We start from the raw sequence: 12,503 nt of genomic DNA, 5'->3' as shown, positions 1-12,503 counted from the left end.
CGTCATCAGGCCATTCATCGGCCGTTTGGGAGAACCTTGTTCGTATGATTCGCACGCTGCCCGCCCTTTTTGCCTTGCTGTTCGCCGCGCCCTTGATGGCCGCGCCTGTCGGGCAACAGACATTGTTCAACTTCGTCCGGCCTGCCGATGTGGTCAAGGTGGCGACCCAGGACGCCAGCCTGCCGCAATACAATGCCGAACAAACCCCCGAAGGCGAGGTGCTGCGCCGCATCACCTTCAACCCGGCCGCCGAGCCGAGCCTGGTGCTCAGCCCGCAGACCGGTGTGTGGGACTGGTCACAGTCCGGCGCCATGAGCCTGCGCATCCAGAGCGCGATGGACTGGGCGCTGACGCTCTACGTCAAGGTGCAGAGCGCCGACGGCAAGACATTGGTCAGCCGCATCGACCTGCCTGCCGGCCCGGTGCAGACCCTGCTGGTGCCGCTGCAAGCCAATTCCCCGTTGAGCCAGGGCATGAAGGCCGGCCCGCCGATGCCGATCACCGTGGACGGCCAGCGCGTGCTGCTCGCCGCCAGCGCCGGGGCAATCGACCGCAGCCAGGTGGTCTCGGTGACCCTGTCGATGATCAAGCCTGTCGCCGCGCAGAGCATCCTGCTGGAGCGCTTCGGCGTGCAGGACAGCGAGCCGGTGTTGAAAGCAGCCTACAGCGAACTCGTCGATGCCTATGGCCAGTCCACCCGTGCGCGTTGGCCGGAAAAAGTTAGCAGCGACGAGCAACTCAAGGCGGCCGCCGCCAAGGAGCAGCAACAGCTCAAGGGCTGGCTGGCCGAGCGGGATAAATCCTCGCTGGATCAGTATGGCGGCTGGAACAAAGGCCCGGCGTTCGACGCCAGCGGCTTCTTCCGCACCGAAAAACGCGACGGTCGCTGGTACCTGGTGACGCCGGAAGGCCACCCGTTCTACTCCCTGGGCGTGAATACCGTGGCGGCGGACAACAACCAGACCTACGTGGCCGGGCGTGAATGGATGTTTGCCGCGCTGCCCAAGGCCGGCGAGCCCTTCGACAAGTACTACGGCCGTGGTGACAACCGTGGCGGCAACGGCGCCGATCAGGGCCGGGGCTTCAACGTCGGGCGCTGGTACGACTTCTATGGCGCGAACCTGCAGCGCACCTATGACACCGATGGCTTCGACCAGAAACGCTGGGTCAGCCACACCCTCGACCGCCTGCAAGCCTGGGGTTTCAATACCGTGGGCAACTGGAGCGAGCCGGACCTGGCCACTGCCGACCGCGTGCCGTACACCTTGCCACTGTCGATCGTCGGCGATTACGCCAGCATCAGCACCGGTACTGACTGGTGGGGCGGCATGCCTGATCCGTTCGACCCGCGTTTCGCCATGGCCACCGAGCGCGCCGTGGCCATCGCGGCCCGTGACCACCGCGATGACCCTTGGCTGATCGGCTTCTTTGCCGACAACGAACTGGCCTGGGCAGGCCCCGGTGATGACCCGAAATCGCGCTACGCCCTGGCCTACGGCACGCTGCGCATGACCACCGACGTACCGGCCAAGCGCGCGTTCCTCAAGCAACTGCGCGACAAGTACCGGAATGAAGAAGGCCTGTCGAAAGCCTGGGGCATCCACCTGGCGGGCTGGGAGCTGATGGAAGACCCGGGCTTCGAACCGCCGATGCCGAGCCCCGAGCACCCGGAAATCGAAGCTGACTTCAAGTACTTCCAGAAAACCTTCGCCGATGCCTACTTCAAGACCATCTCCGATTCGCTGAAGTGGCACGCGCCCAACCAGCTGTTGCTGGGCGGCCGTTTTGCGGTGAGCACGCCGGAGGCCGTGGCGTCCTGCGCGCAGTATTGCGACGTGCTGAGCTTCAACATGTATACCCTCAAGCCCCAGGACGGTTATGACTTTGCCGCCCTGCGTGCCCTGGACAAGCCGGTGCTGATCACCGAATTCAACTTCGGCTCGGCCGACCGCGGCCCGTTCTGGGGTGGCGTGACGCAATTGGCCCGCGAAGAAGATCGCGGCGCGGCTTATAACACCTTCCTCAAGCAGGCCATGGCCGAGCCATCGATTGTCGGTGTGCACTGGTTCCAGTACCTGGACCAACCGGTGACCGGTCGCTTGCTGGACGGTGAAAACGGTCACTTCGGCCTGGTCGGCATCACCGATGTACCGTTCCAGGGCTTCGTCGACAGTGTGCGCAAAAGCAACCTGGCGGCAATCGACCAACTGGGCAAGGAAGCGGAAAAAGCCAAGGCCGCCAACGCCGTGCGTGAGAGCGAAGGCGGGCGCGGTGGGCATGAAGGCAAAGGCCCGGGGCAGGGCGCCGGGCATGCGGGCGGGCACTCTGGAAATGGGCATTGATTGAGGGCTGACGGGTTCACAAAAGCCACAAGGGCTGGAACAATGTCGGCCACTTTTAACGGTGTTTTTCGAGGGCGCTCAGGTGCAGATTCAGGGTCATTACGAACTCCAGTTTGAAGCGGTACGTGAAGCGTTCGCCGCCTTGTTCGATGACCCGCAGGAGCGTGGTGCCGGGCTGTGCATCCAGATCGGCGGCGAAACCGTCGTCGACCTGTGGGCCGGTACCGCCGACAAGGATGGAACCGAGGCTTGGCACAGCGACACCATCGTCAACCTGTTCTCCTGCACCAAGACCTTCACCGCCGTCACGGCCCTGCAATTGGTCGCCGAAGGCAAGCTGCAACTGGATGCGCCCGTCGCCAACTACTGGCCGGAATTTGCCGCTGCTGGCAAGGAAGCCATCACCCTGCGCCAACTGCTCTGCCACCAGGCGGGCTTGCCGGCGATCCGCGAGATGCTGCCCACCGAAGCCCTGTACGACTGGCAACTGATGGTCGACACCCTGGCGGCCGAAGCGCCGTGGTGGACCCCAGGCCAAGGCCACGGCTACGAGGCGATCACCTATGGTTGGCTGGTGGGTGAACTGCTGCGCCGCGCCGACGGGCGTGGGCCAGGTGAGTCCATCGTGGCCCGGGTGGCGCGGCCGCTGGGACTGGACTTTCATGTCGGCCTGGCCGATGAAGAGTTTTATCGCGTCGCCCATATAGCGCGCAGCAAAGGCAATATGGGTGATGAAGCCGCACAACGCTTATTGCAAGTAATGATGCGGGAACCGACCGCCATGACTACGCGGGCATTTGCCAACCCACCGTCTATTCTGACCAGTACTAATAAACCGGAATGGCGACGCATGCAGCAGCCGGCGGCAAATGGCCACGGTAATGCGCGCAGCCTGGCGGGTTTCTATAGCGGTTTGTTGGACGGTAGTTTGCTCGAAGCCGACATGCTCGAACAATTGACCCGCGAACACAGTATCGGGCCGGATAAAACATTATTGACACAAACCCGTTTTGGCCTGGGTTGTATGTTGGATCAACCGCAGCTGCCCAATGCCACCTTCGGCCTTGGCCCGCGTGCTTTCGGGCACCCTGGCGCCGGTGGTTCGGTGGGTTTTGCCGATCCGGAACATGATGTAGCGTTCGGTTTCGTGACTAATACACTGGGGCCTTACGTACTAATGGACCCACGGGCACAGAAGTTGGTCGGAATATTGGCCGGTTGTCTGTAAACCCCTTGCTGTTTCACGTTTTTTTGTTACAAAGGCAACTATAAGAAAGACGCTGAACGAAATGTTGTAACTTTAATGTTCTGTAAGCGTCTGTTTAACGGGTCATCCAGACCCCCGTTTCTTTTCTCATTTTGTGGATATCTCATGTTATCGAACAAGTCCTTGGCACTGGCGCTTTGCCTCACCATTACCGGTTGCGCACAAACTCCACAAAATGATGCCGAAGGCGGGCATTGGTGGTCATTTGGATCGGATAAAGCCGCTACCAAGGATGCAGTCGCCCAAACCGACGCCAAGCCGGATGCCAAGCCTGCTGCCGGCGCCAAGCCTGCCGCACCGGTAGCCGCCGCTGCTGCCCCGGCACCAGCCGCTGCGCCTGCGCCGGTCGCCAAGGCTGACACCGGTTCCAGCTGGTGGCCGTTCTCTTCCAAGAGCGCCGACGAGAAAGCCGCTGATGCCAAGGCTGACCTGAAAGCCGATCTTAAGGCTGCGGAACCTGCACCGACCGTTGCCAAGACCGACACCGAGACCCACTGGTGGTGGCCGTTCGAAAGCAAACCCAAGCCATTGGCCAAGGTCGACGTGACCAACGTGCCGATGCCTGACCCGAAAATCACCCAGGCCTGGCTGGACGACTATGAGCCACGCCTGCGCGCCGCCATCAAGGACAGCAACCTGCAACTGGAGCGTCGTGACAATGTACTGGTGGTGATCGCCCCGGTAGACGGCTCCTACAACCCTAAGCGCCCGGCCATGTTGCTGCCGGTCACCCTGGGCCCGTTCACGCGCGTCGCCAAGGCAGTTGAAGCGGATCCGAAAACCGCCGTACTGGTACTCGGCCATGTGGATGCCACCGGCACTGCTCCGGCCAGCCAGGCGTTGACCAAGGAACGTGCGCAATCGATCGCCTCGATCTTCAGCCTCAGTGGCCTCAAGCAGGACCGCCTGATGCTGCGTGGCATGGGCGACCTTATGCCGCGTGCCGCCAACGACAGCACTCAGGGGCGTGCGCTGAACCGTCGCATGGAAATCATGTTCACTCAGCGTACAACGATGTTGGCCTTGCTGAGCAAATACCAGTCGGGCAAAACGCCGCCTGTGGCTGAGATGGTTGCCGTGCAGGATGTTCCAGCACCGGCTCCGGCCGCCAAGGCTGCGGCGAAAAAAGCGCCTGTCGCCAAGAAAGCCGCTGCCAAGCCCGCCGCCAAAAAGGCCCCGGCCAAGCCCGCTGCCAAGAAGCCGGCGCCAGCCAAGGCCAAGGCCGCTACTCCGGCCGCGAACGACCAGGCGAAAAACTGATCCGTTGAACCAGAAGGATAAAGCTGCATGACCCAGGCACTGGCCGATATGCGCCGTGACTACACACGGGACGGTTTGAGCGAGGCCCAGGCCCCGAGCGAACCGTTTGCGTTGTTCCACCAGTGGTTTGGCGATGCGGTGAAAACCGAGCAACCGCCGGTGGAGGCCAATGCCATGACGTTGGCCACGGTTGACCAGGACGGTCGCCCACATTGCCGCATCCTGTTGCTCAAGGGCCTGGATGCGCAGGGCTTTACCTTCTTCACCAACTATCAGAGCGCCAAGGGCGAACAGCTCGCGGCGCGGCCCTTCGCGGCCATGACCTTTTTCTGGCCGACCCTCGAGCGCCAGGTGCGCATCGAAGGGCGGGTGGTCAAGGTCACGCCTGAGGAATCGGACGCTTACTACCAGGTGCGCCCCTTGGGCAGCCGCCTGGGAGCCTGGGCGTCTCCGCAGAGCCGGGTCATCCGTGATCGCGAAGAACTGCAGGACCTGCTCAAGGCCACCGAGCAGCGCTTCAGTGACACCCAGCCCGACTGTCCCGAGCATTGGGGCGGTTACCGCCTGCTGCCCGAGCGCATCGAGTTCTGGCAAGGCCGCGCGAGCCGCCTGCATGATCGCCTGAACTACCGCCTGCAAGGGGCCGACTGGGTCCGCGAGCGCCTCGCGCCCTGAACCTCACCTTTCGTCACTTCGCCTGAATGTTGTCCGCCGCGCTCACGTCTCTATATCAGGAGGTTTGGGTTGCGTGCGGCTGCGCGGCTACAATGGTGGAGCAGTCGATACATCTCTTGGCACAAAGGCCAAGCTACCGTTCGTCGAGTTTTCTGTTACTGGCTGTCTGTACTCAGGCTGAATGAAAGCAATTTTCTGCGGGGCTTGCCGTGACAGGCGCCAAGCCGCAGCGTCTAATGAATACCTGTCCTTTGGAGTTGATGCTATGCGTAAGTCCGTTTTACTGGTTGCCTGCTTTACCACCCTGTCGTTGCTGTTGGGTGGCTGCGCCTCGAGTCTGACCGGCGACTCGTACTCCCGTGACGAAGCACGTCGTGTGCAGACCGTGCGCATGGGCACCATCGAATCCCTGCGTCCGGTGAAAATCGAAGGTACCAAGACCCCAATCGGCGGCGCTGCTGGCGCAGTCATCGGCGGCGTTGGCGGCAGCGCCATCGGTGGCGGCCGTGGCAGCATCGTGACTGCCGTGATCGGCGCCGTTGCCGGTGGCCTGCTGGGCTCGGCTACCGAAGAAGGCCTGACCCGCACCCAAGGTGTGGAAATCACCGTTCGTGAAGACGATGGCAGCATGCGCGCCTACGTGCAGGCCGTGCAGGAGAATGAAATCTTCCGCATCGGCGACCGCGTGCGCATCATGACCGTTGATGGCACCAGCCGCGTTACCCGCTAAGCGGTAATCGGCAGGCAAAGAAAAACCCCAACCGGGTAACCGGTTGGGGTTTTTTCATGGGGGTGGGTTCAGTCAGCTCAGGCTTTCTTGCGGCTCGCCATCGCCGTTACCGCGTAGCCGATGCATGCCGCGAGGATCGACCCGGTCAGAATCCCCATGCGGTCCTCGCCGGCGAACTCGCTGGCCCCCGGTACAAACGCCAGGGAACCGACGAACAGGCTCATGGTGAAGCCGATGCCGCACAGGATTGCCACGCCGAACACCTGGCCCCAATTTGCGCCGCTGGGCAGGGCGGCGAGGCCGGTCTTGATGGCCAGCCAGGTGAGGCCGAACACCCCGACGGTTTTACCGATCAACAGGCCGGCGGCGATGCCCATCGGCACGTGGTGGGTGAAGCTTTCGAGGCTGACGCCCGTCAGCGAAACACCCGCATTGGCGAAGGCGAACAGCGGCAGGATGCCGTAGGCCACCCAAGGGTGCAGGGCGTGCTCCAGGGTCATCAGTGGCGAGGCTTCGGCGTTCTTGGTGCGCATCGGGATGCAGAACGCCAGGGTCACGCCGGCCAGGGTCGCGTGTACACCGCTCTTGAGTACGCAGACCCATAGGATCAGGCCAATGATCAGGTACGGCCCGAGCTTGATCACGCCCAGGCGGTTCATCGCGATCAAGGCGATCAGGCAGGCGCCCGCACCTGCCAGGGCGGCACCCGACAGGTCGGCAGAGTAGAACACGGCAATGACAATGATCGCGCCCAGGTCATCGATGATCGCCAGGGTCATCAGGAACAGCTTCAACGACACTGGCACGCGCTTGCCCAGCAGCGCCAGGACGCCCAGGGCGAAGGCGATGTCGGTGGCCATCGGAATCGCCCAGCCGGAGAGTGCGGCGGGGTAGTCCTTGTTGATCGCCCAGTAGATCAGCGCTGGCACGACCATGCCGCCGATGGCGGCTGCACCGGGCAGTACCACTTGCGATGGCTTGGACAGGTGACCATCAAGCAGCTCGCGCTTGACCTCCAGGCCGATCAGCAGGAAGAACAAGGCCATCAGGCCATCGTTGATCCACAACAGGGCTGGCTTGGCGATTTTCAGCGCGCCGATCTGCGCCACCACCGGCACGTCGAGAAACGCCGCGTACAGGTGTGACAAGGGCGAATTGTTGATAATCAGGGCCAGGGCCGCAGCGGCGATCAATAACAGACCGCTGGCGGCTTCCAGCTGGAAGAAACGCGTGAAAGTGCTACGCAGAGGCAAGGGATGCTCTCCAATGAGGTTCAATTAGGTGGGTACCCTAACCCGTACCGTTAGTTGTTAAAACAAAAGTTATATTCTTATTTGTTATAAGGGACAGGCTCGGGCGGCATTGCGCCTGAGCCTAGCAATTGTGTGTCCAATTGAGTCTTCACTGTATCTGTGTGCAGTGTAGGAAAACCCTTAAAGTTAGGGCTGAAACCCTTAGAGAACCCCGCCATGAGCGACCACCGTCCTTGGGCCCGCGAAGCCATTCGTATCATTGAAGCAGACTTCCAGCGCAGCGCCGACACGCACCTGATTCCCTTGCCGCTGCCAGGCTTGCCGGGTATCGAGTTGTACTTCAAGGATGAGTCCAGCCACCCCACCGGCAGCCTGAAACATCGCCTCGCGCGTTCGCTGTTCCTGTACGCACTGTGCAATGGCTGGCTCAAGCCCGGCGCGCCGGTGATCGAGGCGTCCAGCGGTTCGACGGCGATATCCGAGGCCTACTTCGCGCGCCTGCTCGGCTTGCCGTTCATTGCGGTGATGCCGGCCACCACCTCCCAGGAAAAGATCGCGCAGATTGCCTTCTATGGCGGCAAGAGCCATCTGGTCCAGGATCCGACGCAGATCTACGCCGAATCCGAGCGCCTGGCGCAGGAAAGCGGCGGGCACTTCATGGACCAGTTCACTTACGCCGAACGCGCCACCGATTGGCGCGCGAACAACAACATCGCCGAGTCGATTTTCCAGCAGATGCGCTTCGAGCAGCATCCTGAGCCAAGCTGGTTGATCTCCAGCCCTGGCACTGGCGGCACCACCGCCACCCTCGGACGGTATGTGCGCTACCGCCAGCACTGCACCCGCGTGTTGTGTGCGGATGCCGAGCGCTCGGTGTTTTTCGATTTCTACCAGAGTGGCGACGCCAGCCTGCGCCTGGACTGCGGTTCGCGCATCGAAGGCATTGGCCGGCCACGCGTCGAGGCGTCGTTTTTGCCCAAGGTCATTGATGCGATGGTCAAGGTCCCGGATGCGCTGTCACTGGCGGCCATGCATTACCTGGCCGAGCGGTTGGGGCGGCGGGTCGGGGGTTCCAGCGGGACCAACCTGATTGGCGCGCTGGTGGCGGCGCAGCAGATGAAGGCTGCGGGGGAGTCGGGTTCGATCGTGGCGATTTTGTGCGATGGCGGCGAGCGGTATGCAACCACCTATTACGATCAGGCGTGGCTGGCGGGGCAGGGCTATGCCCTGGACGGTTTGATCGCGGCCGTGGCGGCCAGCGTGGAGCACGGCGAGGCGTTGCCGGACAGCATCCTGCGCGCCAACATTTAACCTTGGGAGCCCGGCTTGCCGATTCGAGGCGCTGCGCCGAATCGACAAGCCGGGCTCCTACAGGGGAATGTGTCAGGCTTGGAGGCCCAACATATCCCGCGCCAACGCCTCGGCAATCCGAATCCCGTCAACACCGGCCGATAGAATCCCGCCGGCATAGCCTGCGCCTTCACCCGCCGGGAACAGGCCTTTCACGTTCAGGCTCTGCATCGATTCATCACGGGTAATCCGCAGCGGCGACGAGGTGCGAGTCTCGATACCCGTCAACACCGCATCGTGCAGCGAGTAACCCTTGATCTGCTTCTCGAACGCCGGCAACGCTTCTCGGATTGCCTCGATGGCAAAGTCCGGCAAGGCCAGGGCCAGGTCACCGAGGGCCACGCCCGGTTTGTAGGACGGTTCCACACTGCCAAGGGCGGTCGACGGCTTGCCGGCAATGAAATCACCTACCAGCTGCGCCGGTGCTTCGTAGTTGCTGCCGCCGAGGATGTAGGCGTGAGATTCCAGGCGTTCCTGCAACTCGATACCGGCCAACGGGCCACCGGGATAGTCCACCTCAGGGGTGATGCCGACCACGATGCCGGAGTTGGCGTTGCGCTCGTTACGCGAGTACTGGCTCATGCCGTTGGTGACCACGCGGTTCGGCTCGGAGGTTGCTGCCACCACGGTGCCGCCCGGGCACATGCAGAAGCTGTAGACCGAACGACCGTTCTTGGCGTGGTGCACCAGTTTGTAGTCGGCGGCGCCGAGTTTCGGGTGCCCGGCGTATTTGCCCAGGCGCGCGGCATCGATCAGCGACTGCGGGTGTTCGATACGGAACCCCACCGAGAACGGCTTGGCTTCCATGTACACGCCACGGCCATGCAGCATGCGGAAGGTGTCGCGGGCGCTATGGCCCAAGGCCAGGATCACGTGCCTGGAAAGGATCTGCTCGCCACCGTCGATGACCACGCCGTTCAGTTGGCCGTCCTCGATCAGCACGTCGGTGACCCGCTGCTCGAAGCGCACTTCACCGCCGAGGGCGATGATCTGCTCGCGCATGTTTTCCACCACGCCGGTCAGGCGGAATGTACCGATGTGCGGCTTGCTGACGTAGAGGATTTCTTCCGGCGCGCCGGCCTTGACGAACTCGTGCAGGACTTTGCGGCCGTGGAATTTCGGGTCCTTGATCTGGCTGTAGAGCTTGCCGTCGGAAAAGGTCCCGGCGCCGCCCTCGCCGAATTGCACGTTGGACTCGGGGTTGAGCACGCTTTTACGCCACAGGCCCCAGGTGTCCTTGGTGCGCTGGCGCACTTCCTTGCCGCGTTCGAGGATGATCGGCTTGAAGCCCATCTGCGCGAGCAACAGCCCGGCGAAGATCCCGCACGGGCCGAAACCGACCACGATTGGGCGCTCGACCAGGCCTTCCGGCGCCTGGCCGACGACTTTGTAGCTCACGTCCGGCGCGGGGTTGACGTTGCGGTCGTCGGCGAACTTGAGCAGCAGCGCGGCTTCGCCTTTCACGTTCAGGTCGATGGTGTAGATGAAGCACAGCTCCGACGACTTCTTGCGGGCGTCGTAGCTGCGCTTGAACAGGGTGAAATCGAGCAGGTCATCACTGGCGATGCCCAGGCGCTGCACGATGGCAGGCCGCAGGTCTTCTTCGGGATGGTCGATGGGCAGCTTGAGTTCGGTGATTCGTAACATGACGGGATCCGGTAGGCGGCGGGCAGAGAGGCCGGCTGTTTTGCAAACCGGCGATTATAAGCCCCAATGGCGGTTTTCCGACATGTTAAAACAGCGCAGGGCCGAATCAGTCGTCCCGCGAGCCGCCGAACGACGCGCAACCACGCTGTACCTGGCCGTTGACGCGTAACTCGGCAGTCATGTGTTGCAAGCTGCCGCTGACGCTGTCGATGCAACGCTGCGGGGCCACCCACAGTTCGATGTGCTGGTTATTGGCTTCGGTCATCAGGTTGAAACGGCCGTCGCCCATCTGCTCTTCGACGTATGGCACCGCCAGTGGTGGCTGGCCTTCGCGTTCCAGCACCATGCCCTTGGCCGTGACATTCATCGCCCAGGCCGGTTTGTGGCCGTTGGCCCGCAGGATCATGCGCTTGAAGTCCGGGTCGTCGCAGGCCGAGGTCGAGCGTTCCACACGGTAGAGCTGTTGCAGGTCTACCGAACCCTGGGTGCCGCTGGCGACCCCGGAAAACTTGCCGCGCAGGTCGGCAAACAACGCGCCCTGCTGGCCGGCCAGGGAGGCGGCCTCCTGCAGGATGCTGGTGCCGCCGGTGTCGTTGACCACGTAGTTGCGTTTATCGTTGCACGGCTGGAACAGCAGCTTGCCACCCACTGCGGTGAGTTCACCCTGCATGCGGGTCATCCCGGCGAGAGACGGCTTGGCCGGCTCGCTTTCGAACATCTGGCAGGCGGCGAACAGGGGGAGCAAGGCAAACAGGGCGAGGGTACGGGCGGCGCGCATATCGGGTCTCCAGACAAGTGCCGCCACGTTACGCAGGCTGGCGCTGCATCACAAGTACGGGACACAGTTTGAATACCTGTTCTCCACGCGTTGGGAAATCAGGCGGTGCAAAGGGGGATGTTTCCTATAGTTAGGGCAGATACGTCGTGAGAAAGTCGAGATCTTTGGGTCGGAGATTGCCATGAACATCAAATGGAGCCTGTGCGTTCTCCTGCTCTGGGCGAGTGCGGCCTGTGCAGACGAGCCCGCCCGGCTCGTCTACTGGTCGGCCACCGACTTCACGAAGATCTCGGTGACGCTGAAAAGACCTGAAGACCCCGACCCGTCTCGCGTTGAAGTCAGTGTCACGTTGAGTCCAGAGGCCAGGGCGAGGACCCAGTCCATCACGCTGCTGACGTATCAGCGGTACCTGACGCTCTATGTGGACGGCTACCGGCTGAATACGTCCAGGGTTCAAGGCCAGCTGGGCGGGGAGTTCGTGATGTTTGCCCCGCGCGCGCTGGTGAATGAATGGATGTCTCAATTCTCCCGTGAGGCCGTCGCGTCTCAACCGACGATGTAGGTCTGGCCGGTCTGCAAGCCTTCCACGCTTTTGGCGTAGGCCAATGCCACGTCGGCGCCGGCCGCCGGCTTGTAGCCACGGAAGTACGGTGCGTAGCTGTCCATGGCTTCCAGCAGGACCGTCGGGCTGACGGAGTTGATGCGCAGGCCACGTGGCAATTCGATTGCGGCGGCTTTGACGAACGCATCCAGCGCGCCGTTGACCAGTGCCGCCGAGGCACCGGTACGGATCGGGTCGCGGTTCAGAATGCCGCTGGTGAAGGTGAACGAGGCGCCATCGTTGGCGTACTCACGCCCGATCAGCAGCAGGTTGACCTGGCCCATCAGCTTGTCCCGCAGGCCGAGTTCGAAGTCGCTGTCGTGCATGTCACCCAGCGGCACGAAGTTCACGCTGCCTGCCGCGCAGACCAGTGCATCGAACTTGCCGGTTTGTTCGAACAGCCGGCGGATCGAGGCGCTGTCGCTGATGTCCACCTGGAAGTCGCCGCTGCTGCGACCGATGCTGATCACGTCGTGACGCTGGGCCAGTTCTGCCTTGACCGCAGAGCCGACGGTGCCGCTGGCGCCAATCAAAAGGATTTTCATGGTGCTGTTCCTCCAGGGGTAAGTGAAGGTTCAGTCTAGTGTGGCTTTTCTGCTG

General features: G+C 62.5%; 11 protein-coding genes. 7 read left to right on the top strand and 4 right to left on the bottom strand.

Annotated elements, in window-relative coordinates; genetic code table 11:
• Window positions 1–44: 44 nt before the first annotated feature.
• The 5 genes from BBG20_RS10975 to BBG20_RS10955 all read left to right on the top strand — a co-directional run bounded on the left by BBG20_RS10975 (window position 45) and on the right by BBG20_RS10955 (window position 6,274).
• Window positions 45–2,342 (top strand): beta-galactosidase, encoded by a 2,298-nt coding sequence (locus tag BBG20_RS10975; RefSeq protein WP_065902984.1) that lies wholly within the window; start codon window positions 45–47, stop codon window positions 2,340–2,342.
• An 82-nt stretch (window positions 2,343–2,424) separates the two neighbouring features.
• On the top strand, window positions 2,425–3,570 hold the full coding sequence (locus BBG20_RS10970) for a serine hydrolase domain-containing protein (protein WP_065903335.1): 1,146 nt from the start codon (window positions 2,425–2,427) through the stop codon (window positions 3,568–3,570).
• Between the two features lie 144 nt (window positions 3,571–3,714).
• Complete coding sequence (locus BBG20_RS10965) at window positions 3,715–4,869, top strand: OmpA family protein (RefSeq protein ID WP_065902982.1); 1,155 nt, start codon at window positions 3,715–3,717, stop codon at window positions 4,867–4,869.
• Window positions 4,870–4,896: 27 nt separating this feature from the next.
• Complete coding sequence (pdxH, locus tag BBG20_RS10960; protein WP_065902980.1) at window positions 4,897–5,544, top strand: pyridoxamine 5'-phosphate oxidase; 648 nt, start codon at window positions 4,897–4,899, stop codon at window positions 5,542–5,544.
• A 265-nt stretch (window positions 5,545–5,809) separates the two neighbouring features.
• Window positions 5,810–6,274 (top strand): outer membrane lipoprotein, encoded by a 465-nt coding sequence (locus tag BBG20_RS10955; protein WP_003189251.1) that lies wholly within the window; start codon window positions 5,810–5,812, stop codon window positions 6,272–6,274.
• A 77-nt stretch (window positions 6,275–6,351) separates the two neighbouring features.
• On the opposite strand, the gene nhaA is transcribed toward BBG20_RS10955, so the two are convergent.
• The gene (gene nhaA / locus BBG20_RS10950; RefSeq protein WP_065902978.1) at window positions 6,352–7,527 is read right to left on the bottom strand and encodes a Na+/H+ antiporter NhaA; all 1,176 of its coding nucleotides are present in this window, start codon (window positions 7,525–7,527) and stop codon (window positions 6,352–6,354) included.
• Between the two features lie 216 nt (window positions 7,528–7,743).
• Between nhaA and BBG20_RS10945 the strand changes: the two genes are divergently transcribed.
• Window positions 7,744–8,838, top strand: coding sequence for a PLP-dependent cysteine synthase family protein (locus BBG20_RS10945; protein ID WP_065902976.1), 1,095 nt, complete (start codon window positions 7,744–7,746; stop codon window positions 8,836–8,838).
• A 72-nt stretch (window positions 8,839–8,910) separates the two neighbouring features.
• Here BBG20_RS10945 and BBG20_RS10940 read toward each other — a convergent pair whose 3' ends face one another.
• Together BBG20_RS10940 and BBG20_RS10935 are read right to left on the bottom strand one after the other, a co-directional pair.
• Window positions 8,911–10,524 (bottom strand): NAD(P)/FAD-dependent oxidoreductase, encoded by a 1,614-nt coding sequence (locus BBG20_RS10940; RefSeq protein ID WP_065902974.1) that lies wholly within the window; start codon window positions 10,522–10,524, stop codon window positions 8,911–8,913.
• 106 nt (window positions 10,525–10,630) lie between these two features.
• On the bottom strand, window positions 10,631–11,302 hold the full coding sequence (locus BBG20_RS10935; RefSeq protein ID WP_065902972.1) for a COG3650 family protein: 672 nt from the start codon (window positions 11,300–11,302) through the stop codon (window positions 10,631–10,633).
• A 181-nt stretch (window positions 11,303–11,483) separates the two neighbouring features.
• On the opposite strand from BBG20_RS10935, the gene BBG20_RS10930 reads away from it, so the two are divergent.
• Entirely contained in the window at window positions 11,484–11,864 is a 381-nt protein-coding gene (locus BBG20_RS10930) for a hypothetical protein (protein WP_177343933.1), read from the top strand.
• On the opposite strand, the gene BBG20_RS10925 is transcribed toward BBG20_RS10930, so the two are convergent.
• Complete coding sequence (locus BBG20_RS10925; RefSeq protein ID WP_065902968.1) at window positions 11,849–12,448, bottom strand: short chain dehydrogenase; 600 nt, start codon at window positions 12,446–12,448, stop codon at window positions 11,849–11,851. The two genes, BBG20_RS10930 and BBG20_RS10925, sit on opposite strands and share 16 nt — an antisense overlap.
• Between the last annotated feature and the right edge of the window lie 55 nt (window positions 12,449–12,503).

Origin of the sequence: Pseudomonas aylmerensis (assembly GCF_001702265.1) — a bacterium.
Lineage (GTDB): Bacteria > Pseudomonadota > Gammaproteobacteria > Pseudomonadales > Pseudomonadaceae > Aquipseudomonas > Aquipseudomonas aylmerensis.
The sequence above is the reverse complement of the archived record's forward strand: the minus strand, read 5'-3'. Positions and strand labels throughout refer to the sequence as shown.

Coding starts and splice junctions, on each gene's coding strand:
- BBG20_RS10975 (WP_065902984.1), top strand. CDS start 45: ATGATTCGCACGCTGCCCGCCCTTTTTGCCTTGCTGTTCGCCGCGCCC.
- BBG20_RS10965 (WP_065902982.1), top strand. CDS start 3,715: ATGTTATCGAACAAGTCCTTGGCACTGGCGCTTTGCCTCACCATTACC.
- pdxH (WP_065902980.1), top strand. CDS start 4,897: ATGACCCAGGCACTGGCCGATATGCGCCGTGACTACACACGGGACGGT.
- BBG20_RS10955 (WP_003189251.1), top strand. CDS start 5,810: ATGCGTAAGTCCGTTTTACTGGTTGCCTGCTTTACCACCCTGTCGTTG.
- BBG20_RS10945 (WP_065902976.1), top strand. CDS start 7,744: ATGAGCGACCACCGTCCTTGGGCCCGCGAAGCCATTCGTATCATTGAA.
- BBG20_RS10940 (WP_065902974.1), bottom strand. CDS start 10,524: ATGTTACGAATCACCGAACTCAAGCTGCCCATCGACCATCCCGAAGAA.
- BBG20_RS10935 (WP_065902972.1), bottom strand. CDS start 11,302: ATGCGCGCCGCCCGTACCCTCGCCCTGTTTGCCTTGCTCCCCCTGTTC.
- BBG20_RS10930 (WP_177343933.1), top strand. CDS start 11,484: ATGAACATCAAATGGAGCCTGTGCGTTCTCCTGCTCTGGGCGAGTGCG.
- BBG20_RS10925 (WP_065902968.1), bottom strand. CDS start 12,448: ATGAAAATCCTTTTGATTGGCGCCAGCGGCACCGTCGGCTCTGCGGTC.